Consider the following 23,074-nt stretch of genomic DNA (forward strand, 5'->3'; position numbering starts at 1 on the left):
TGAATTCATGTATGGAGGGTGCCTTTTCCGCACAAGCGCGAACCGTCCGGGTTGCAGGCGGTTCGCGCTTGACGTGTGGGCGCTTGCGCGTCCGTTATTTGCTCAGGTATTTCTGCTGCAGTTCTTTCCAGTAGGGGTCGGCCATAAGTTTTTTATAGCCTTCGTTCACCAGCTTCTGCAGTTCCTTGTCGTCTTTGCGCATGGCAACGCCGAAATTGTCGGGTTCGCCGTGGGTACCGGCCTTTTTGACGGCGCGGCCATTTTCAATGGCGTTGTTGGCGGGCAGTTCGTCCATCAGGGCAGCCTGGATGCGACCATTGAGGAGGTCTTCAACCGCAAGGGGTGAAGATTCGTAAAAGCGCAGTTCAAAAGGATATTTCTTTTCTTCCTGCTCTTTTTTGATGTCGTTGGCTTCAGAGGTGCCGCGCTGCACGCCGAGCTGGATTTTTTTGCTCAGAATGTCGGCAGGGGTCAGCTTGGAATCGGCGGGCACAACAAACACGCGCGAAACCGTCCAGTAGGGGTTGGAGAACTGCACAACTTTGGCGCGCTCTCCGGTGATGCTCATGCCGGAGTCAACCATGTCGATCTGCTTGGCGAGCAGGGCGGGGATGATGCCGTCCCATGCCATGGGCTTGTGAACAACTTCAAATCCCATGGTCTTGGCTATCCAGTTCATGGAATCCACGTCAAAACCAGCGGGCTTGCCGGTTTTTTCATCCATGTAGGCAAAAGGCGGATAGTCGGGGTCAATGCCGTTCACATAGGCCTTTTTGGCAAATGCGGGCACGGCGGCCAGTACGGCGGCCAGCAGGGCGCAGACGAGAAGCTTCTTCATGTTCAATTTCCCCCTCGGAAAGGACAGAACGGACATGCGCCGACACTGCCGCCTGGGGCGGCTGGCGCGCATACCTGCGCGGTTGGGATTTATAACCAACGCCGCGCGGCCACTGCAAAACAAGGTCTTTCTGTAACAGAAGGAGGGCTGTGACGCAAGGGCGATAGCCCGCGTCACAGGGCCGCCGGGGCAGGGGCGGCCCGAAATGTGCGAGCCGGTGTCGGCTTTGCCGACCCGAAAGCGAGGGCATTTCGAGAATATAAGTAAGCCGCAAGGGCGATAGCCCGCGTCACAGGGCCGCCGGGGTCTGCCAGTATCGCAAGTAGAGATTATTGTGCTTTGTGAAGAAAGAGAATAACATTACATTGATTGAGTATCTGTGTTCTCAGCAACAGCGCGGCTTGCCGCGCGTAAACGTGGTGCCGGTCCATCGGCACAGCGCCGCTCCTCATGAAACAATATCCCCTCTGGGTCAGGGCGCTTCTGGCTTGCGGGCTTTCCCCGCAAAAAACCCTGCTTTGTCTTGCTGATCTTTTCACCATCCTGGGCACGGCCCTGGTGGTTTTTCTTTTGCGCGCCGCTTTTGGCGACGTGGATTTTTTACAGTATCGCGGGGCATTGCCCTTGCTGCTCATGGGGCCGGTGATGGCCGCCGGGCTTGGCCTTTATCAAAGCATAAGCCTGCCTCCGCACCGCGAGCTCAAGGCCTTGTTCCAGCTCACAAGCCTCATGTACGGCATTATTCTGGCTGTGCTTTTCCTGTCAAAAGCAGGCGATACCTACTCCCGTATTGTCATTGGGGGCAGTTGGCTGGCTACGGTCTTTACGCTGCCGCTCATGCGCAGCTATTGCCGCCGCCTGTTTATGCGCCGCCGCTGGTGGGGCAGGCCGCTGATAATTTTTGACAGCGGCAACGCCGGGCGTGACTTCTGGCGGTACCTCAAGCGCCGCCCCGAGCGCGGGCTGCGCCCGGTAGCCATATATTCTTTGCCCACCAACGAGGACGCCGTGCGCAAACTCTTTGCGGAAACGGCGCAGGCAAAGCCAAAGGCCATGGCCATGATTCTGCAAAAGGCGGATCAGGGTCAGAGCCTTGACTATATCACCGAAGCCAGCCGTTATTTTGAGCGCATTCTTGTGGTGCCTTCGTTCAACGATGGCTTCCGCGCTCACTGGCTGACGCCGCGCGACCTTGGCACTGCCGTGGGCTTGCAGGTACGGCAAAACCTGCGCGACAAGCGCCGCCTGCGGGTCAAAAGGTTTATGGATGTGCTGCTCTGCGCCCTTGGCGGCGTGGTGCTGCTGCCCCTTGGCTTGTTGCTGGCTCTGGCGATTCGGCTGGACAGCAAAGGCCCCGTATTTTATCGCCAGCGGCGTATTGGCAACGGGGGGCGCGAGATCAGGATTTTCAAGTTTCGCACCATGGTGGACAAAGCCGATATGGTGCTCAGGGAAGTGCTTGAGCACGATCCTGAATTGCGGGCGGAGTGGGAGAAAGACCACAAGCTCAAGCATGATCCTCGCATAACCCGCGTGGGCCGCATTTTGCGCAAGGTCAGCCTGGACGAACTGCCGCAGCTTCTCAACGTGGTCATTGGCGATATGAGCCTTGTGGGGCCGCGCCCCATTGTGCAGAACGAAGTTCAAAAGTACGGCCCGGTGTATGAGGAATACTGCATGGTGCGCCCCGGCATTACCGGGCTGTGGCAGATTTCTGGCCGTAACAACACCACCTATGCCGAGCGCGTGGCCTTTGATCACTATTATATCAATAACTGGTCTGTCTGGATGGATTTGTGGATCCTGGCCAAAACGATTCCTGTGGTCATAACCGGGTATGGAGCATACTGATGGGAGAACGCGGCAACAGGCTTAACCGTTTGCTGGATCGTTATGCGGGTATACCCTTGACGGCATGCAGCGCCGTTGCGCGCCTGGGCAAAAAATCTGTGCCCGATGCAGCGCCGCAGCGTGTGGGTTTTATCTGTCTGGGGGCCATTGGCGATCTTTTGCTGCTTTCAGCGTTGATCACAGCCCTGCGCGAGCGATTGCCCAACGTGCATGTAGCCCTGCTTGTGTCCCGCGCCAATGCCGCCACCGTCAGCCTGATCCCTGGTATTGACCAGTATGCGTCCTTCGCGGTGACGGATGGTTCTGCCATGGTCGCATGGCTGCGGGCGCAACGCCTGGATGTGCTCATTGACAGCACGCAGTGGGCGCGGCTTGGCGCCATATTGAGCAATCTTTCCAACGCTCGAACCACCGTGGGCTTTGATACGGAAGGGCAGCACCGCGCCTTTGGCTATGGCCTCAAGGTGCCCCACCGCAATGACAGGCATGAGGTGGAAAATTTCATGGAGCTGGGCCGCGCTCTGTACCCGGATCTTCAGGGTGCGCCACGACTGCTTTTGCCGCAGTCGCCTCCGGATGATCTGCCCGCTGAACTTTGCGGCAGGCTGGAACCCACAGGTGAAGTTGGCGATACCTTGCCGCAGAGGGTTTATCTGCACATGTGGCCCTCAGGCTCCAATGCATGGCTCAAGGAGTGGCCCGCCGACAGTTGGGATGCTCTGGCCAGACTGCTGGGCGGCAAGGGTTTTGAAGTCTACCTGACCGGTGCGCCAGCCGATGCCCAGCGTAATGACGCTTTTTTGCGGGCGCATCCTCAATGCCCTGCTATTTCGCTTGCGGGCAGAACATCACTTGCAGGCCTTGCCTGGCTTTTTAGCCGCGCCACGGCTGTAGTCTCCGTAAACACGGGCACCATGCATCTGGCAGCCCTTGCAGGCGCGCCCACAGTGGGGCTGCATGGGCCGACCAATCCCTTACGCTGGGGGCCGGTGGGGCGTCATGTGCGCGCACTTTTGCCGCACAAGGGACCATACGCCTACCTCAACCTGGGTTTTGAATATCCGCGGCCCCACACCCCCTGTCTTGATTCGCTGCCAGTGGAAGATGTGGTGGATGCCCTGCACAGTCTTTCTCTCTTTTAGGGCAAATAGCAGTAAAAAATTCTCCGTCGTGTGGTCTGCTTGTGGGCAGATGCCTTGTGCCGGAGGACAGAAATATGAAAGGGGAAGGGATTAATAATCCCTTCCCCTTAAGCATTGCGGTCAGCGTTTGCGGAACTAGCTCTTGGGCCTGTCGCCGATGGCGGCGGTAATCTGAGCTTCTGCGGCAAGCTTGCCGTCCACAAAGGCGCGGGCTTCCATTTTGCAGAGCTTGAGCTTCATGCGCAGGTTGCTGCATTCGAGGTCGAGCCTGTCGCCGGGAACCACCTGCCGGCGAAACTTCACGCCGTCAAGGCCGGTGAAGAGAAAGAGCTTGTCGTCCAGGCTGTCCATGCCGGAAACGGCCAGCAGGCCGCCAGTCTGGGCCAGAGCCTCCAGAATGAGCACACCGGGCATGATGGGAGCACCGGGAAAATGCCCCTGAAAGAAAGGCTCGTTGAACGTAATATTTTTATAGGCCCGGATGTGCGAGCCCGCTACGCATTCCACAACCCTGTCCACCAGCAAAAAGGGGTAGCGGTGCGGCAGCAGGCGCAAAATGCGCTGTATGTCCATGCCCGTATTCTGGGGGGCGGTATCCTGCATGGGGGCCTCCTGATGAGTTGGTCTTATTCGCCTGTTGGCGGCATGAAAAAAGGCCTCTCGCCCCATCCGGGTTGAGAGGCCTGATAATTAACGGCTGAGGGCTTTATTTTTTGCCGCTCTTGTCGTTGGCTTTTTCTTTGTAGATCTTGTTGACTTCGGACAGCACGTCCTGGGTCAGATCCATGGACTGGTCGGCGTACAGCACGCCACCGGCGGTGACGTCCACCACAAAGTTAAAGCCCTTGGCGCGGGCAACTTCATAGGTGGCGCTGAAAACCAGGGTAACCATATCCTGACGAAGCTTCACTTCTTCCTGTTCAACCTTGCGCAGGAAGTTGCGGGTCTTCTGATCCAGATCCTGCTTGGAGCGGATGAAGTCCAGCTTCTTTTCTTCGCTGGCCTTGGGGTTTTTCAGGGCATCGGCCTTTTTCTTCAGCGCTTCGCCCTGTTTTTCAAGTTCGTTACGTTCAGTGCCGAACTTGCTTTCCATTGTTGTTTTGGCGGCCTGGGCAGGGACGCTCTGCGTCGCTACGGTCTGCATGTCAACAACACCGATCTTGGCTGCGGGTACGGCGCCGCCGTCTGCAGCATAGACTTGCCCGGCAAGCAACAAGCCAACCGCAATAGCCGTCATCAAAACCTTGCGCATGAAAGTTCTCCTTCCCCAATGCTGATTTGTTATGTCGTCCTTGCGGAACTGGGATGACCCGCGCGCCGTAAGAGAAGATGCCTCTGCTGTTTGCAACTGTTCAATACACTTGGCAAAACAGCTATAATTGTCAGACGCGCCCAAAGGAACAGTCATTTGCTATGATAAAGGCCGGGGACACGTAGTTGAAATTACTTGCCTCACATAGCACCAGCGCCTTCTTGCGTCAAGGAATTCTGGACAGTCCTGCGCTTAAGAAGTTTGTCCTTGTATGCAAGAATGCCTTCGGCAAGCCCCTCGGCCAGGGTCATGCGGTATTTGGGCGTGAGAAGCCTTGCTGCTTCTTCCCTGTTGGTGCAATAACCAATTTCCACAAGTACTGCTGGCATTTGCGCGCCAAGCAGAACAATAAATGGCGCAGATTTGATGCCATTATCCTTTGTATCATACTGCCGACGCTTCAAACGGAACTGTGAAAGCCGCTGAATATCTTGCGCCAGATGGCGTGATTCGTCCACCCTTGCATTGAGCATGACATCGGCGAGCATTTTCTGCATATCGCCGAGCCGGTGGTCGCCGTCGGCGTTTTCAAGTGTGGCAAGCCGAGCTGCCTCAGGATTACTTGCGATATCAAGGTAGTATGTTTCAAAACCCTGCACCGAAGAATCATCATTGGCATTGACGTGGATGGAAACAAACAGATCCGCCCCAGCGGCATTGGCCATGGTGGTGCGTTCACGCAGCGAGATGTGCTTGTCGGCAGTGCGGCTGTAAACAACCTCCAGCCCGTTGGCTTCAAGCAGTCGGCCCAGGGTCAGGGCCACGTCAAGGGATACGATGCGTTCCAGCACTCCGTTGTGATTGGTGCCCGGGTCGCGCCCGCCGTGACCAGCATCAATAAATACCGTGCGTACCGTCAGGCCGAGCTGGCGGGCCATATCGCGCACCAAGCGCGGCGAAGGCGGCGTTGCGGGCGGGGTGCCGCTGGCATCGGCCACTGTTGCCTGATTTTCCGCTGCTGGCTGTGCATCGGCAAATCCGGCTTTTGCGTTGCTGACCGGCGGCAGCAGCGTGCTGCCGCCCGCCACCCGCAGGATGATGCGGCAGGGATTGGTTTCTGTGCGGGCATCAAAGCGGCGCGCATCCTGAAAATTGAACTGGAGCACGGTTTCGCCGCCCTTGCTGTCGTTGACGCTCATGCCCTTGAAAAGGCTGCCCCGGATATTCACGCCCTTGCGAATATCCTTTTCCACAGACGCATTTTCCAGAGCGACATGCAAAGATGCCTGCTCAGCCTTATTCTTGCCTTTGGCGCTGCCGGTGTTCAACCTTGCCGTGTAGCGGGCCGGGGCGCTCAGCTCAAGAACAATCTCCACGCTGTTCTTGCTCAGCGAGTTCCAGGAGAGAGACTGAACAACCGGGCGGGCAACCTGCTGCACTGCGCCAGCCTTGCTGGCAGTGGCAGCAGGCGCGCCTGTGAGACGGTTGCGCAGGTTTTGCGCTTCCGCAACCATGTCGCCGCCGGAATAAAGGGCCATGATGGCGTCGAGCAGCTCCAGAGCTTCTGAAGTCTGGTTCAGGCGGTCTGCCTCAATGGATGCAGCGCGGAGCAGCGAGTCGTCAGCCAGAGCGCTCTTGGGAAATTCCTGTGCAAGTTTGAGGTAGAGGTCGCGCGCCTGACGGTACTCATCTGCAATGTGTGAGCAGTCTGAAAGGGCTTCCTGACTTGCAGCAGCGCGGAACAACGCACCGGGAGAAATGGCCCAGTCTTTACGGCTGGTATAAATGCGCAAAAATTCGGTGGTCAGTTCTTCCCATGGCTGCCGCCAGCATGACCGGACTTTGTCGGCGCGCAGGGCATCCATTTTTGCTTTGGCCTCGCGGTAACGGGGCAAAAGCTCCGCTTGCGGCAGGGGCTGCAATGCCGAAGCCTTGGCAAGCTGGCCTGCCGTCGTATCAGTGTTGCCAGCTGTGGAAGATGCGGCTGCACCGGCCGAAGGGGCAGAGGAACCCTTTGTGGGAGTTGCCTCGTCCTTGGGTTCCTTGCCATCGGTGCTGGAAACCTGACGTGCCTCTGGAGCGGTGCGTCCGTTGGCAGCAGCCTGGAGCGTTTTTTCCAGGGCCTGAGCCTCCTGAATCATATCGCCCTTGGGGTACTGTGCTTTGATGCGCTCAAGCAGGGCCAGTGCGCCCTTGTCGTCCTTAAGCCATGCCGCGCGCAGCTTGGCCGCTCGAAAAAGGGCGTCATCGGCAAGCCGACTGTCGGCATGGCGCTGGGCGACAGCTTCATAACACTCGATGGCCTTGCGGGCATCAGCCTTGGCGAACGAGCGTCGGGCCAGCTCCTCCAGGCTTTCCGCAGCGCGGAACAGGGCCGCAGGGCGGTTGGGCCAGCCCGGGTCTGCATCATAGATGGCGCGGAACTCCGCAGCCAGATTTTCCCACGGTTCTCGCTGGCCCGAACGCTTTTCATCCTGCCGCAAGGTTTCAATATTTGCCTTGGCAAGATCGTAGCGCTTACCCGTTGGCGGCAAGGATGTATAGCCGGAGTCGTAAAAGCAGACGACCATCAGGCACAGGGCAACCAGAAAGGCCAGAGGCGGAACAAGTCTGCGCATCTGGTTGTTGCCAGTTGGTTCGGAAGCCTTGGGCTGGGCTTGTTTTCCGGCCACGGTTTTTCCTTTTGCCATAATGGTGTCGGTAATTTGACTCTTAAAGTTTTGCCTGCGTTATTGTTAGCATATTGTATGCCAGGGGCGCGAAGATGGCAAAATTCGTTTTTTGTCGGCTGATAAGCGTTGGCATGGACTTGGTAAAAAAGCAGCGCGCCGGATACACAGAAAACTGTGCCTCCGGCGCGCCGAATCTTTGCCGCAACAGCGGCAGAAGTGAGGGCTAGAAGAACTGGCCCATGCTGAATTCTATGCGACCGGATTCACGTTCCTTGTCGTAGTCCTGAACCAGCGGGATACCGTAGGCGATACGCAGGTCGCCCATGGGTGAACGCCAGCGCAGTTCAAGGCCCGTGGAGCAGACGATGTACTTGTTGAGGTCGTTGCCCATGGTCTTGCTGTCGATGTTGTAACCAGTATCGAAGAAGGGAACCAGAGCAAGGCCCAGCTCCTTCTGGAAGGTCCAGATGTATTCAAAGTTGGCAACACCCATGCGGTCGCCGCCGATCTGGTCGCCGTTGTACTTGTAGTCGCGGGGCGAAAGGTCGGAGAAGGAGTAACCGCGAATGGTATCCATGCCGCCAACCCAGAAGCGTTCAAACACCGGGACGTTGGAATTGGTATTCTGGTACACGCCGCCCAACCGGCCACGGACGTGGATGGTGTTCTGCGGGTTGAAGGACCAGAAGCCCTGCCAGTCGGCCACAGTCTTGATAAAGTTGTCTGTGCCGCCGAGGCCGCCGCCGCCGTATTCAGCCCACAGGCGGGCAATGGTACCCTTGGTGGGACGTTCTTTGGAGTCTGTGGTGTCGCGCAGGATGCGGCCAGAAATGGCGCTTGTCCAGTTGGTGCCCTTGTAGTCGCGAATGTACGGAGAGGCGTTGTCGTCCACATCGTAAAGGACGTAGCGTTCCAGACGATAACCGCCGCCTACGCTGGTGTATTCACCAATGGGGTACGAGAGGCGAATGGTGTCGCCGATAGTGTCCTTGGTAAAGTTGTCCCAGTAATCGTGCGTGTAGTACAGGTCGTTGCCGACGGAGAGATCGGTATCGTACAGGCGCGGGTTGGTGAAGGACAGCACGCCCGACGTCCGGCGCCAGGAGAAGAAGCCCTGCAACTGCAACCAGTAGCCGCGGCCAAAGAGGTTGCGCTCCATGATCGAGGCGGTGACGCCTACGCTGTAGTAGCTGGAGTAGCCCACGCCGCCCATGATGGCGCCGGTATTGGTTTCCTTGACCTTGACCTTGAGGTCAACTTCGTCTTCGTTTTCCGTGGGAATCAGTTCCATATCCACGGCAGAGAAGAAGTGCAGACGGTTCAGGCGCTCGTTGGAGCGGCGCAGCTTGGCGCCTTCGTACATGTCGCCGTCACCCAGGCGCATTTCACGCAGGATGACGTTGTCGCGGGTTTTGGTATTGCCCTCGACAGACAGGCGGCGGATGAAGACCTTCTGTTTTTTGTTGATCACATAGCCCACGTCCACCTGGTCGCTGCCGTCATCGGCCTTGACGACCTTGGTGTCCACTTCGGCGAAAGCATAGCCGTAATCGGAATAGTAGTCGGTCAGGCGCTTGGAGTCTTCCTGCATGACCGTGAGGGAGAAGTACTTGTCGGATTTTTTCCAGTCGTCCATCTGCACGACTTCAAGCATTTTGTCTTCGCTGTCGATAACATCGCCCGCAAAGACCACATCGCGCACGGTGTAGCGGGGGCCTTCGTGCACGTTGAATGTGATGTAGATGCCGTCGTCGCGGTATTCAACGGTGGGCGCAGCCACCTGAATGTCCACGTAGCCTTCGTTAAGACCAAAGGCGGCAATGGCGTTGGTGTCGCGCTCCAGGTATTCGTCCTTGAGCACGCCGGTGCCCGTCAGCCACGAGAAAATGCCGCGCGTCTTCAGGGCCATGTATTTGTCAAGATCGCCGCGATTGAGCTTGTTGAGGCCTTCAATCTTGACGTCCCTGATATAAAGCTTGTTGCCTTCGGTAACGCTGATTACCAGCACTGCGCCGCGGCCACCCTGACGGTCGTCAAGACGGTAGGTGACCTTGGCAAGGTAAAAGCCTTCCTTGTGGTACAGCTCGCTGATTTTCTGGAGGTCGTCCGAAAGAACCTGTTCGTTAAGAACACTGCCGCTCTTGGTGCCCATGGCTGCCAGAACGTCGTCCTTGCTGACCTTGTCCGAGCCATCCACAACGATGTTGTCGATGCGCGGCTTTTCAACCACGGTGAACACCAGCACGTTGCCTTCAAGAGTGGCCTGCACATCGCTGAAGTAGCCCATATCCCATATGCGCTTCACTTCTTCGTTGATGGCCGTGGCGTCCGGGCTGTCGCCCTTGCGGATGGTGAGGCGCATGAGCACGGTATCGGGGTCAAGCACCTTCATGCCGCGTACCTGCACATCGGCAAGACCGCCGTGGGCAGAGGTGGGGGCGTTCATGGGAACAAGGGTGGCCGGCGCATCGCTCTTTTTGGGCGCTGCCTCGGCTGCGGTGGCGGGATTGGCAATTTCTGCCGCGCGTTTGGCAAGCACAGCGGCGCACTCGTTCAGCGAGGTCAGCGAGTTGCGCTCAAATCCGGCGGGGACGGCTTCGCCCTCATAGACAGGCACAATGCGCGTGTCCATGGAAAAACCCTGACCAAGCTGGTTGAACTTGCCGTAAATAACCATGCGCGCTCCGGCCTTGCGGCCAAGTTCGCGGGCGGTGGCAAGGTCAATGGATTCACCGCTGTTGCGCTGTAAAACGCGGGCGGTTTCCATGGGAACAGTGCGCATGCCGTTCTGCTTGAGCTGATCGGCAATCGCCTGCGGCACATCCTGCGAGGCGTTGGGCATTTCCGGCCCGGCGTTCACCTGAAAGGGCAGAACAAGCACAAGTGCCCCTTCTGCCGCTACGGCTCCACCTGGAAGCGCCAGGGTGGCGCAGGCCAGCACGGCAAGGCACAGGGCTTTGCACAGTACGTTATCCAAAAATCTTTTCATACAAGGTCCCCGCTTTCAGTTCCAGGGTTCTGCCCATGCCTGCGGCCAGCTCTCGGTTGTGCGTTACAACTACGAGGGTCATGCCCAATTCACGGTTGAGTTCGTTCATGAGAGCGCCCACCTGCGCTCCCGTCACTTCATCCAGATTGCCGGTGGGCTCGTCAGCCAACAGAACGCGCGGTCGCATAAAAACCGCGCGCGCAATGGCCACCCGCTGGCGTTCGCCGCCCGAGAGAGTGGCGATCTTGCTTTCCATACGCGCCGATAGCCCCACGCGGTCAAGCATTTCACGCGCACGGCTCATAACGGCGCTTTGTTTAGCACCGCCGATAATTGCCGGCATTGCCACATTTTCCAGGGCTGAAAATTCCGGCAGCAGATGATGAAATTGAAAAACGAAGCCCAGAGTCTTGTTGCGAAAGGCAGCCTTCTGGTCAGCGCTCATGAGCGCCATGTTGCGCCCTTCAAAACATATCTCGCCCGTACTTGGAGTATCAAGTGCACCCATAAGATGCAAGAGGGTACTCTTCCCGGAACCGGACTGTCCAACTATGGCGAGCATCTCGCCTTCTTCCACAACCAGGTTAATATCCTTGATAATCTCGGTCTCTTCACCGGGTGTGGCAAATTTTTTGCCCACATTTGAAAAAGTATAGAGTGCTGACATGGCTATTCGTAGCGCAGGGCTTCTGCCGGTTGCAGGCGCGATGCCTGCCGTGCCGGGTAAAGGGTGGCCAGAAAACACAGCAGCATGGCGCTTGCGCCAATGATGAGCACATCGGAGAGGGTGATGATAATGGGCAGATGATCGAGGGTATAGACGTTTTCAGGCAGTTTGATGAACTGGTAGCGCTTGAGCAGCCAGCCGAGCGAAAGGCCAAACGCATAGCCAAGCAAGGTGCCGATAACTCCGATGATTGTACCCTGAAACATGAAGATACGCCGTATCATGCCGCTGGTAGCGCCCATGGACATCATGATGGCGATGTCGCGGGTTTTTTCCATAACCAGCATGACCAGTGTTGTCACAATAGAGAAAGAGCCGATAAGCACCACCATGGCCAGCAGAATGAACATGCCGATTTTTTCCAGCTTGAGCGCTGCAAAAAGGTTGGCGTTCATTTCCATCCACGAGCGCACGTAGAAGGGCGAGCCAAGCTCGGTTGAAACTTCAGCAGCGGTTTTGTCCGCCTTGTAAACATCGGCCACGGTCAGTTCCACGCCCGAAAGATAATTTTCCGGCAGGCCCAGCACATCGCGCGCCGCGTTGAGCGTAACAAAACCCAGCGAGGAGTCGTATTCAAACATGCCTGTCTTGAAAATGCCCACCACTTCAAAGGGGCGCACACGCGGCGCGTAGCCCGAGGTGGTTTTTTGCCCTGAGGGCGAAAGCAGGTTCACGCGGCTGCCCATGCCAAGCCCAAGGCGCTTGGCCAGTTCCTCGCCAATAATCAGCCCTGGCGCGCCTTCGCGCTCAAGATCGGCGGCAGAACCAACGCGCATCTGGCGCAGCATGGAAAGCACCGCAGGGGCTGACTGCGGGTCAATGCCCCGCAAGACCACGCCCTTGACGCCGCCGCCAGCGGAAAGCATGACTTCCGTGTAAATAAAGGGGGTTGCCCCGGTCACTCCCTTGACGGAACGCACCCGATCCAGAAGGTCGGTGCGGTTCTCAAAGGCCGAGGGGATGTAGGACATGACAATGGCGTGGGCATTGGCCCCGAGGATTTTGTCCCGCATGTCGGTGGTGAGGCCGTTGTACACGCCAAGCACCACCACCAGCGCGCCAACGCCGATAGCCACGCCCAGGATGGACATGATCGATATGATATAAATGAATGTCTGCTTTCGCCTCGAAAAGAGGTAGCGCAGGGCAACGAATAGTTCAAATGACATTTGCGGCATATTGTCCCACCTTGCCCGGATATTCAAGAGTTATTTTAGACCTGGGACATTGCCTTGCCGCACGACAAGCCAATAACGTCAAGAATTGCTGTGGCAGGTAATGGCAAGAGGTTGCGGGCGCTCTCTTGCCGGGGCCACTGGCGGGGCCAGAGCGCTGTGCAAACACCAGGCGGCAGATTGGCCTGTGTGTTCGGTTCTGCCAGAATGCTGGCAGCTCTTGAGGTGTTTTTTGTCAGTTGCCAGTTTTTCAGTGTGATGCTGATTTGAATTTCTCCCGCCCTGACGGGAAAAATATCAGGCACAAGCCCCCGGCTGGCTGACAACCAGACCGGGGGCCCTCTTTTCGTCCTTGTCCTCAGGGGCAAGACGGATCATTCGCAAGTTTTATTGTTCCGGGTGTTAGCCCCGTTTCATGGCCTCAATAAGTTCGCTCAGTCTGCGCGCCTGCTGGGCAAGATCAGCCACGGCCTTTGTGGCCTGGCCCATCGCTTGCGAGGTCTGGCCGGACATGGCGTTGACCTGCACAATGGACTGGTTGATTTCTTCACTGGCAGCGGATTGTTCCTCACTGGCGGTGGCAATGGCGCTTACCTGATCGGCAGTGGCCTCTACATTGCTCACAATATCCCGCAGGGCGGCACCCGACTGGTTGGCGAACTCAGTGGCCGTATTTACTTCCGCCAGGGCCTTGTCCATGGCTGCCACGCTCTGCGAAGCGCTCTGCTGGATGGCAGATATCGCATTGCCCACATCATTGGTGGAGGCCATGGTTTTTTCCGCCAGTTTGCGCACTTCATCGGCCACCACCGCAAATCCGCGTCCGGCATCGCCAGCGCGGGCAGCTTCGATGGCGGCGTTGAGGGCCAGCAGGTTGGTCTGGTCGGCGATGTCCGAGATCACGTTCATGATCTGGGTAATTGCCTGGGCATGCTGGTTCAGCTTGGTCATGTCGTCCTTGAGCGCCAGCGAAACCTTTTGCACCTGCCCGATGCTTTGGAGGGCGCTTTCCACAATATGAGCGCCACTTTCAGCGTTGGTGCGCGTTTCGGCAGAGACTGCCGAGGCCGAGGAGGCGTTGCGGGCCACTTCCTGCACGGTCACATTCATCTGGTTCATGGCAGTTGCGGCCTCGCTGAGGCGCTGGGCCGACTGCGCTGCTATCTGGTCCGACTGCTCAATCTGCCCGGAAAGCTGGCTTGAGGCGGAAGAAATGATGGCGACCACTTCTTCCAGTTGTCCCGCTGCAGCGAGCATGCCCTCCCGCTTGGCATTCTCTGCCCTTTGGGCCGCTTCTTCAGCGCGCGCGGTGGCAAGCCTGGCTTCTTCGGTTGCCTGCTGGGCGTCTCTGGCTTTTTGCTCGCTTTCTTGCAGCAGTGTTTGGATATTGCCAACCATGTGTTCCATGCCCGATGCCAGCGTGCTGAATTCATCACGGCGTTTTTCTGCGGCAAAGAGCATGGCTTTTTCTGCGGGGGTTGTTTCAAGGCGACCTTCCGCAACAGATTCCGCTATGCCGGAAATACCCCTGAGCAGTCGCGCAATGGCGCGCGCCGCAAAGAAAATGATCAGCCCGACCACAAGGGCGCTTGCAAAAGTCAGCCACATGGAGTTGCCCAGCATTATCCGCATGGGTGTGTAGATTTCGTCTCTGTCCACTTCCAGGCAAAGAACCCAGCCGACTTCCGGCATGGCCCGGTAAAAGACAGACTTGTTGCTGCCGTCTTCACCCGTAAACCTCACCAAACCCTCGGGGCTTTTCAGCATATCCGCAACATGGGGTTTTTTGCTGTCGTCGCGCCCAAAGGCCTTGGGGTCGCGGCTCAGCATCACCATGCCCTTGGTGTCATAGGCATAGATGCCGCCCTTGGTGCCAAAATCTATCTGGCTTGTGGTGGTGCGGGCGAGATTTTCGTTGTCAACGCCTGCCCATACGAGACCTTCGGGCTTGCCATTGCGCATGATGGGCAGGCCTATGATGGTTGCAACCTTGCCTGTGGTTTTGCTGATCACGCCAGTAATGGTTTTCTGGCCTTGCATGGCGCGCTGGTAGTAAGAGCGGTCTGTAAAGCTCACCCCCACGGATTTGCTGGGATGTTTTTCGCCAGCCAGGTGATGGGCAATGGCTATGCCGTCCCTTCCGGCAACACCGCAAAATTCAAAGTTGGAATTGAGCGTCACAAATGTATTCAGCGCCGCATCCGCATCGTTGAACAGGGTGCGCGTCATGACTTCAGGCATTTTATCGTTGACGGCGTCAAGGTATAAAATAACCCGGTTGTCGGCGCCAACCATGGCGAGCGACTCTTCCATCACCTTCAGCATGGCGTGCAGGCCAATGCTTTGGCAGCGCAGCAGCGACCTTGCATCGTTGATAATCTGCTCGCGCAAGTTGCTTTCAGAAATTTTATAGCTCACGCCAGCAACCAGCAGCAGCCCTGCAATTGCCGGAGTAAGAATGGACAGGAGCATCTTGCTCAGCAGCCCCATTTTCATAAGAACCTCCTTGCCCAAACCCATGCGATAAATGTATGCGCCATGTGCGAAAACATGCAAATTGGACTTGGCTTACACTTTTATGAGTATAATTATCGACCAGTGGCGGCAATAGTATATGCCTTTGATTCAAAAATGTTTTTTGACAGGCAATTTTTTTTGACAGGCTGAATTTGTAACTGTTTAAGACTGCTAAACAACAAAAAAGCGCCACCAATGAGGCGGCGCTTTGTGGAGCTAGCGTATCAATACTTTTTAAAGGCGATCAATAAAGGTAGTATACTACCTTTGTTACACTTCCGGGCGCAGCAAGGGGAAGAGAATAACTTCGCGGATTGAGGCGCAGTCGGTAAGCAGCATCACGAGGCGGTCAATGCCCACCCCCTGACCAGCAGCCGGAGGCATGCCGTATTCAAGGGCGCGCAGGTAGTCCTGATCCATACTATGCGCTTCGTCATCGCCTGCTTCGCGTTCGCGCACCTGATCTTCAAAGCGCAGGCGCTGATCCACGGGATCATTGAGCTCGGAAAATGCGTTGGAAAGCTCGCGCCCGGTGATGAACAGCTCAAAGCGGTCCGTCAGTTCCGGATGCTCGTCATTGCGGCGCGAAAGCGGCGAGATTTCCGTGGGGTAATGATAGATGAAGTGGGGCTGAATGAGTTTGCCTTCCACATCAAGATCAAAAAGTTTGGCATGCAGCTTTTGCAGGCTTTCACTGTCGGCGGCCTTTTCGCCGCGTGAGCGGATGTAGGCCTTGACCTTGCCGTAGTCGTTGTAGAATTCCGGCGAATGCCCGCCCACCTGGGTGAGCGAATCGTAGAAGCTGAGGCGCGTCCACTTGCCGGGCGTGAGGTCGATCATTTCGCCCTGATAGGGTACCACGGTGGTGCCGCAGGCAGTCATGGCAAGGTGGGCAAAGAGCTGTTCCGTAAAGTCCATGAGGTCTTCAAACGTGGCATAGGCCCAGTAGAATTCGCACATGGTGAATTCCGGATTATGGCGCGTATCTATGCCTTCGTTGCGGAAGTTGCGGTTCAGCTCAAAGACTTTTTCAAATCCGCCCACCAGCAGGCGCTTGAGGTAGAGTTCGGGCGCAATGCGCAAAAACAGGGGCAGATCAAGGGCATTGTGGTGCGTTTTGAAAGGCTTGGCCGCAGCGCCGCCAGCCAGCGGCTGCATCATGGGAGTTTCCACTTCCATAAAGCCGTGGTCTTCCATAAAGCGGCGGAATTCGCGCACAATCAGGCTGCGTTTAAAGAAAATTTCGCGCGCGCGGGGGGTGACGATAAGGTCAACGTAGCGCTGGCGGTAGCGCGTTTCCATGTCTGTGAGGCCGTGATATTTTTCCGGCAGGGGGCGCATGGAGCGCGTGATGAGCTTGATCTTGCGGCAGGCAATGGTGAGTTCGCCCGTCTTGGTGCGGAACAGGTGGCCGGAAACGCCCACAATGTCGCCCACGTCGAGCTTTTTGACCACAGTGTAGTTGGCTTCATCCATGTGTTCGCGCGAGGCGTAACACTGGATGCGGCCACTCTGATCCATAATATGGAAGAAGGCCACCTTGCCGAACGAGCGCAGGGAAACTATGCGGCCCGCAATGGCAAACACGTCCTCCTGACTGTCCAGGGAGTCGCCTTCGAGAGCGCCGAATTTGTCCAGCACCCAGGCAACGTCGTGTTCCTTGCGGAAGTCGTTGGGAAAAAGCGGTACGCCCGCATCCAAAAGGTCGCACGATTTGACAACTCTGTTTTTGACAACTTCGTTGAGGCCTTCGCGCGCGGCGAAACTTTCCAGCATGGGCATAAAATAGCCCGCATGCTGCGACTTGGTACCCAGCTTGATAGCCGGCTTGCTGTTTTTCTTTTCCCGAGTATCCACGTAACGACTCCTGAGTGGCCCATACCTGAAAGGAGCGTTACGGTATGCCATTCACGCTTGGGCGTCAAGATTGTGAGGAATGTGTCTGCAACTTGCTGTAAAATCGTGGTTTGTTGGATGCTCATACTGTTGATGCGACTCTGGCGCAACAGGAAACATCAATGCACGCGGCGGCTTATACCCGCGTCAGTCGGGGCTTTGCGCCCCCTTGAAGTTTTGACCTGTTTACGTATATAAAGCCCTTTTACACGATACAACCGCCGTCAGAATCAAGCTGGCGGCTTTTTCAAGGAAAGCATCATGCAAAAATTTACAGCCTCCTTTCTGGGGCGCGACTGCCCCGGCGTGGTGGCCAACGTCAGTCGCATTCTTGAAGACAGCGGCTGCAACATCGAAGAAGTGACCCAGACCATCCTTTCCGGCGAATTCGCGGCTATCTTTGTTGTTGCCGCGCCGGAAGAAAACGCGGAAACCCTGCGCGCCAAGCTGAGCTCCGGGCTGGAATCCGCCAAGGTTGATCTTTCCGTCCTCGTGCGGCCCGCAATCAAGGGGCAGTGGGGCACCGACCTGCACTGCGAACCCTTTGTGGTCACAGCCGACGGGCCGGACAAGCCCGGTCTTATCGCCGCCATGAGCCGCGTGTTTGCCCAGCACGGTGTGAACATTGAAAGCCTCAAGGCCATTCTGGGCGAGGGAGGCAACAACCATGCGCTTTTTGTGTTTGAAGTCATGGTGCCTGACAGCGTTGACATGGGCCGCCTGCGCCGTGAGCTTGACTGCGAAGGGCAGAAGCGCGATCTGCGCGTCAGCGCCCAGCACAGGGATATTTTTGAGGCTGTGCATCGGGTGAATTCTTTTTAGACCTCACGTTGCCGAGGCGCATGCACCACCGGTCTGCGCCTGAAACAGGGCACGACCCGGTTTCAGAAACGATGCACATTCCCCTGAACGCCCGGTTTTGCGCGTCAGGGCAAAACCGCCTTCCGGGCGGGGCCGCCACATGGCAGCCTGACAGCCCGAACATACAGGAAGACCTCCATGCTTTCAGAACGCGAAGTTATAAGCACCCTGAACATGCTCCGCAACGAGCATCTTGACGTGCGCACAGTCACCCTTGGCGTGAGCCTGTTTGACTGCGTCAGCCACGACCTTGATCTTTTTACCGCCAACGTTAAGGCCAAGCTGCGCCGCTACGCCTCGCAGCTCGTGAGCGTGTGCAACGAAGTGGGCGACAAATACGGCATCCCCGTGGTGAACAAACGCATCAGCGTGAGCCCCATTGCCGTGGTGGGCGCGCCCTTTGGCCCTGACGGCATGGTGCGCGTGTGCAAGGCCCTTGACGAGGCCGCCAAGGAAGCGGGCGTTGATTTTCTGGGCGGTTTTTCTGCTCTGGTGGAAAAGGGCTTTGCCAAGGGCGACCGCGCTCTGATTGAAGCGCTGCCCCAGGCCCTGGCCGAAACCGACCGCATCTGCTCATCCATCAATGTGGCGTCGTCCCGCAGCGGCATCAATATGGATGCTGTGGCCCTCATGGGGCAGCAGATCCTCAAGGTGGCCGAAGCCACCGCCGAACGCGGCGGCATCGGCTGCGCCAAGCTGGTGGTATTTGCCAACATTCCGCAGGATGTTCCCTTCATGGCTGGCGCTTACCTTGGCGTGGGCGAGCCTGACGTTGTTATCAACGTTGGCGTTTCCGGCCCCGGCGTGGTCAAAAAAGCCCTGGATCGCGCGCGCGAAGCCGGGCACAACGGCAAGGGCGGCCGCCTTACCCTGCTGGATATGGCCGAAGTCATCAAGCGCACGGCCTACAAGGTGACGCGCGTGGGTGAGATGATCGGTACCGAAGTGGCTACCCGTCTGGGCCTGCCCTTTGGTGTGGCCGACCTTTCCCTGGCTCCCACGCCTGCGGTGGGCGATTCAGTGGGCGAAATTTTCCAGAGCATGGGCCTTTCGAGCATCGGCGCGCCCGGCACCACTGCCGTGCTGGCCATGCTCAATGATGCGGTGAAAAAGGGCGGCGCGTTCGCTTCCTCGTCCGTGGGCGGTCTGTCCGGCGCGTTTATCCCCGTGTCGGAAGATTCCAGCATCGAGGCTGCGGCCACTTCCGGCCTGCTCAGCCTTGAAAAGCTGGAAGCCATGACAAGCGTGTGTTCTGTGGGGCTGGACATGATCGCCATCCCCGGCGACACGCCCGCTTCGACCATTTCGGGCATCATTGCCGACGAAATGGCCATTGGCGTCATCAACACCAAGACCACGGCTGTGCGCCTTATTCCCGTGCCCGGCAAGGGCGTTGGCGAAGAAGTGTCTTTTGGCGGCCTGCTCGGCAAGGCGGCCATTATACCCGTGCCCAAGGGCGATGCCACAGACTTTATCGGCCTTGGTGGGCGCATTCCTGCGCCGATTCACAGCCTCAAAAACTAGGCTGGTTAAACTTTAGCTGTTTTAAAAGCTGACATAATTCCTTTACGGCGTGGAATCTTTGAGATTCCGCGCCGTTTTTTATGGTCGACCGGCGCAATAAAATCATCCAGTGAACTTTTCTATTTGCGCCAATACGATGGCTTGCTGTATGTTCAGATGCAGAAACCTTGTCCAGGACGTAATAATGCCTCAGTATTTTATCTACGGTCAAAAAGAAATCGGCTTCCTCTCCCGCAAAGACAAACGTCTGGCCGTTGCCATTGAACGCATAGGCCCCATTCAGCGCGAGGTACGCCCCGACCTGTTTGACGCGCTCATGCATTCCATAGTCGGGCAGCAGATTGCCACCAAGGCGCAGCAGACCGTGTGGGCGCGGCTTGTGCTTGCCCTTGGCGAAGTGACGCCTGAAACCATTGACGGCGCAGAGACTGCCACGTTGCAGGCAGTGGGGCTTTCCTTCCGCAAGGTCGGCTACATGAAGGCAGCCGCGCGCAAGGTGCTGCTGGGAGAATTGGACGTGGAGGCCCTGAGGCTCATGGACGATGCCAGTCTCTGCACCACTCTGTGCGCGCTGGACGGGGTTGGCGTGTGGACAGCCGAAATGCTCATGCTGTTTTCCCTCCAGCGGCCTGATGTGCTCAGCTTTGGCGACCTTGCCATCCTGCGGGGCCTGCGCATGCTGCATCGGCATCGGGAAGTCAGCCGCGATCGCTTTGAAACCTATCGCCGGCGCTACAGTCCTTATGGGTCGGCGGCAAGCCTGTACCTGTGGGCCATAGCAGGCGGGGCTCTGCCCGATCTTTCCGATCCGGCAGCTTCCAAACGCTGAGAACGCTGATCCCATCTTCAGGCAGTAGGGGCCTCACCGCAATTCAACGTTGCACTGTCATGTTGCGCGTAACACAGGTAATTCTTGCTATCGTATATTAGATATTTACGTTTTTTCATCCTAAACAGGATTGATAGCTATCAGCGCGAAATGGCAGTGTAAAAATTCCTATCACGCTCGTAGTAATTTCTTGTGAAAATAAGTATAATTGATATATTGGAAGTCACGTTTTGTCCGATAAGCACACTGGAATAGACCAGTCTTACAGGATTTCAGGGGTAGTTTGATTTTTCACATGGTAATTAGCCTTTCGGTCATTCAGTGCGTAGACGCAACGCAAAAGGGGTAGTGATGAAACTCGGATTACTTGCGAAAATGGGAATTTCCATCCTCACTCCGGCAATAGTGGGGCTGATGCTTGTGGCAGGGGTTTGCTACAAGATGTCAGAAGAAATCCTGCGGGAGCAGATTGCCACAGATATGGATGCGCTGCTTGAATGCCAGAGCATCGGGCTTGACGCGGTGTTCACGGGGATAGAACAGAGCCTGCAAACCATGACCGAGAACCAGCGCATCCAAGATCAGGTGCTGGCTTATACTGAAGGCAGGTCAGGCATTTTTGAAGGCCCGTTGTTTACCAGGGCAGATCGGGCCCTTGAGTCTTTCGTGACCAGCAATGACATCGTGTATTACGCAGGAATAATTGCCGTAGACGGCATGGTTCTGGGACACCGTATAGAAAAGCAGCAAGGCCCAAGCAAGTTTGTTGGCGGCGATTTTTCCGACCGCGAATACTTTAAGAAAAGCAAAAATGGTCAGTCCAGCGTTGTAGGTATCAAGAGCGCAAGCACAGGCGAGTTTGCCACGGTCATTGCAATGCCGTTGAAGCTGAACAACCAGACCATTGCCGTGCTGGCCGCTGGCATTGATAATAAGATTCTGGCCCAGAATACCACCAATAAAATAAAGGTGGGGCAAAAGGGTTTAGTGTACGTATATGATTTGAAAGGGAATATTGTTCTGCATCCAGATAGGGCTGCGCTTGGTCGCAACGACAGCAAGCTGCCCCATGTGGCCCAACTGCTGGAGCAAAAAAATGGCCGCACCCGTTTTGTAAACGACAAGGGTGAAGACAAGGGGCTGTACTACAAAACTCTGCCCCATGAGGGTTGGATTTTGTGCGTGGAATTTGACCGTGGCGAAATCTTCAAGCCCATCAGCGACCTGCTGACCAACGCCAGCCTGCTGACTCTGGCTTGTGCGCTGATAGTCGGAACCATGATCTTTTTCTCGGCCCGGGGCATTGTGCGTATGGTGGGAGGTATTTCAGGCGTGGCCGAAGCCGTTGCCGGCGGCCGCCTTGAAACCAACGACAAAGAACGTGCTCTTTTTGATGCCGCTGAAAAGCGCGGTGACGAGTTCAGCACCCTTGCGGCGGGCATGCGGCGCATGGTGCAAAGCCTCAGGCACCTTCTGAGCGAAAGTGAACACAAAACCCAGGCTGCGCAGCAGGCTACGCAAGAGGCGGAAAAAGCCACAGCCAGAGCCGAAGAAGCTGCACGTCAGGCCGAGAGCGCCAAGCGCGAGGGCATGCTGACGGCAGCGGGGCAACTGGAAGAAGTGGTGAGCGTTATTTCCGCCGCTTCCACAGAGCTTTCCGCACAGATCGAGCAGTCGGACAAGAGCGCCGTGGAATCCGCACAGCGTCTGGCCGAGGCCGCCACTGCCATGAATGAAATGAACGCCACTGTGCAGGAAGTCGCCCGCAATGCTTCCGCTGCTTCGGCGGTGTCTGCGGAAACGCGGGCCAATGCCGAAAGCGGAGCGAATATTGTGGAAAACGCCTTGCAGAGCATCGGTCAGGTGCACAAGGTTTCGCTGGCGCTCAAGGGCGACATGACCACGCTGAACCAGCATGCTCAGGCCATCACCCAAATCATGAACGTGATCTCGGACATCGCCGACCAGACCAACCTGCTGGCGCTCAATGCCGCCATTGAGGCCGCCCGCGCGGGTGACGCCGGGCGCGGTTTTGCCGTGGTGGCCGATGAAGTGCGCAAGCTGGCAGAAAAGACCATGGCCTCCACCAATGACGTGGGCAATGCCATTTCTGCCATTCAGGGAAGCGCAGGAAAGAGTGTGGCCGCCATGGACAATGCGCTGGCAGAGGTGGAAAAGGCCGCCGAGCTTGCAAAGCAGTCCGGCGAGGCCTTGCAGGGAATTGTGACCAAGGTCGAGGAATCGGCAGATCAGGTGAGCGCCATTGCCACGGCCAGCGAGCAGCAGTCCGCAACCAGCGACGAGATAAACCAGTCCATTGTCAGCGTTAACGAAATGTCCAGCCAGACGGCGCAGGCCATGGGCGAAGCTTCCCGTGCCGTGAGCGAGCTTGCCCGGCAGGCCGAGCGCATGAGTGAGCTTATCAGCGAAATGAAGCGCGGCTAGTTCTGCGCACAGCTCAATGGCAAGCAGCCCCGGAATGCGATATTCCGGGGCTGCTTGCGTTGAACTGTAGGCCGTTGGTTTATCAGTGCATGCTCGGAGCCAGAAAATACTGCCACACGAGGGTAAGCAGCAAGAGGCTGAGCGAAATGGTCAAAAAACGGCGCACAGCCGCAGGCCCCACGCGAATAGCCAAGCGGCTTCCCATCCAGTTGCCGAGGCAGCAGGCCGCGGCCATTGGCAGGGCCAGACTCCACACCACCACGCCGTTGACGATGAAAACCACGGCTCCGGCAAAGTTTGAGGCAAGGTTGAGCACCTTGGAGGTGGCGGAGGCTTCCATCAGCCCCATGCGCAGA

At 57.1% G+C, this 23,074-nt stretch carries 16 protein-coding genes; 6 read left to right on the forward strand and 10 right to left on the reverse strand.

Going from position 1 to position 23,074, the window contains the following annotated elements:
- Window positions 1-94 precede the first annotated feature (94 nt).
- Window positions 95-838, reverse strand: coding sequence for an ABC transporter substrate-binding protein (locus VEZ52_RS05455; protein WP_298995758.1), 744 nt, complete (start codon window positions 836-838; stop codon window positions 95-97).
- A 450-nt stretch (window positions 839-1,288) separates the two neighbouring features.
- On the opposite strand from VEZ52_RS05455, the gene wbaP reads away from it, so the two are divergent.
- Together wbaP and VEZ52_RS05465 are read left to right on the forward strand one after the other, a co-directional pair.
- On the forward strand, window positions 1,289-2,689 hold the full coding sequence (gene wbaP / locus VEZ52_RS05460) for an undecaprenyl-phosphate galactose phosphotransferase WbaP (RefSeq protein WP_324835886.1): 1,401 nt from the start codon (window positions 1,289-1,291) through the stop codon (window positions 2,687-2,689).
- Window positions 2,689-3,831 carry a glycosyltransferase family 9 protein gene (locus VEZ52_RS05465; RefSeq protein ID WP_324835887.1) on the forward strand — a complete coding sequence of 381 codons (1,143 nt, stop codon included), beginning with the start codon at window positions 2,689-2,691 and terminating at the stop codon, window positions 3,829-3,831. The genes wbaP and VEZ52_RS05465 overlap by 1 nt, the downstream gene beginning before the upstream one ends.
- Before the next feature lie 135 nt (window positions 3,832-3,966).
- Here VEZ52_RS05465 and fabZ read toward each other — a convergent pair whose 3' ends face one another.
- The 8 genes from fabZ to lysS all read right to left on the reverse strand — a co-directional run bounded on the left by fabZ (window position 3,967) and on the right by lysS (window position 16,939).
- The gene (gene fabZ / locus VEZ52_RS05470; protein WP_324835888.1) at window positions 3,967-4,434 is read right to left on the reverse strand and encodes a 3-hydroxyacyl-ACP dehydratase FabZ; all 468 of its coding nucleotides are present in this window, start codon (window positions 4,432-4,434) and stop codon (window positions 3,967-3,969) included.
- Window positions 4,435-4,537: 103 nt separating this feature from the next.
- The gene (locus VEZ52_RS05475) at window positions 4,538-5,083 is read right to left on the reverse strand and encodes an OmpH family outer membrane protein (RefSeq protein ID WP_324835889.1); all 546 of its coding nucleotides are present in this window, start codon (window positions 5,081-5,083) and stop codon (window positions 4,538-4,540) included.
- A gap of 200 nt (window positions 5,084-5,283) precedes the next feature.
- Entirely contained in the window at window positions 5,284-7,755 is a 2,472-nt protein-coding gene (locus VEZ52_RS05480; protein WP_324835890.1) for an N-acetylmuramoyl-L-alanine amidase, read from the reverse strand.
- Window positions 7,756-7,978: 223 nt separating this feature from the next.
- Complete coding sequence (gene bamA, locus VEZ52_RS05485; protein ID WP_324835891.1) at window positions 7,979-10,744, reverse strand: outer membrane protein assembly factor BamA; 2,766 nt, start codon at window positions 10,742-10,744, stop codon at window positions 7,979-7,981.
- A complete protein-coding gene (locus VEZ52_RS05490) occupies window positions 10,725-11,411 on the reverse strand; it encodes an ABC transporter ATP-binding protein (protein ID WP_298995772.1) in 687 nt (228 codons plus the stop codon). Before VEZ52_RS05490 ends, bamA begins: the two co-directional genes overlap by 20 nt.
- A 2-nt stretch (window positions 11,412-11,413) precedes the next feature.
- Complete coding sequence (locus VEZ52_RS05495; RefSeq protein ID WP_324835898.1) at window positions 11,414-12,640, reverse strand: lipoprotein-releasing ABC transporter permease subunit; 1,227 nt, start codon at window positions 12,638-12,640, stop codon at window positions 11,414-11,416.
- Between the two features lie 408 nt (window positions 12,641-13,048).
- Window positions 13,049-15,142, reverse strand: a complete 2,094-nt coding sequence (locus VEZ52_RS05500; RefSeq protein WP_324835892.1) for a methyl-accepting chemotaxis protein — start codon at window positions 15,140-15,142, stop codon at window positions 13,049-13,051.
- Window positions 15,143-15,433: 291 nt separating this feature from the next.
- Complete coding sequence (lysS, locus tag VEZ52_RS05505; RefSeq protein ID WP_240824206.1) at window positions 15,434-16,939, reverse strand: lysine--tRNA ligase; 1,506 nt, start codon at window positions 16,937-16,939, stop codon at window positions 15,434-15,436.
- Between the two features lie 381 nt (window positions 16,940-17,320).
- Here lysS and VEZ52_RS05510 point away from each other — a divergent pair, with 381 nt between their 5' ends.
- The 4 genes from VEZ52_RS05510 to VEZ52_RS05525 all read left to right on the forward strand — a co-directional run bounded on the left by VEZ52_RS05510 (window position 17,321) and on the right by VEZ52_RS05525 (window position 22,718).
- Window positions 17,321-17,881, forward strand: a complete 561-nt coding sequence (locus VEZ52_RS05510; protein WP_324835893.1) for a glycine cleavage system protein R — start codon at window positions 17,321-17,323, stop codon at window positions 17,879-17,881.
- A 177-nt stretch (window positions 17,882-18,058) separates the two neighbouring features.
- Entirely contained in the window at window positions 18,059-19,444 is a 1,386-nt protein-coding gene (locus tag VEZ52_RS05515) for a PFL family protein (protein WP_324835894.1), read from the forward strand.
- Window positions 19,445-19,628: 184 nt separating this feature from the next.
- A complete protein-coding gene (locus tag VEZ52_RS05520; protein WP_324835895.1) occupies window positions 19,629-20,273 on the forward strand; it encodes a DNA-3-methyladenine glycosylase 2 family protein in 645 nt (214 codons plus the stop codon).
- A gap of 351 nt (window positions 20,274-20,624) precedes the next feature.
- Complete coding sequence (locus VEZ52_RS05525) at window positions 20,625-22,718, forward strand: methyl-accepting chemotaxis protein (protein ID WP_324835896.1); 2,094 nt, start codon at window positions 20,625-20,627, stop codon at window positions 22,716-22,718.
- A gap of 82 nt (window positions 22,719-22,800) precedes the next feature.
- Here the strand turns inward: VEZ52_RS05525 and VEZ52_RS05530 are convergent.
- Window positions 22,801-23,074: sulfite exporter TauE/SafE family protein (locus VEZ52_RS05530; protein WP_324835897.1), on the reverse strand; the 274-nt coding region annotated here is incomplete at its 5' end.

The sequence above is a fragment of the Desulfovibrio sp. genome, from assembly GCF_035644575.1.
In the GTDB taxonomy this organism is placed as follows: Bacteria; Desulfobacterota; Desulfovibrionia; order Desulfovibrionales; family Desulfovibrionaceae; genus Desulfovibrio.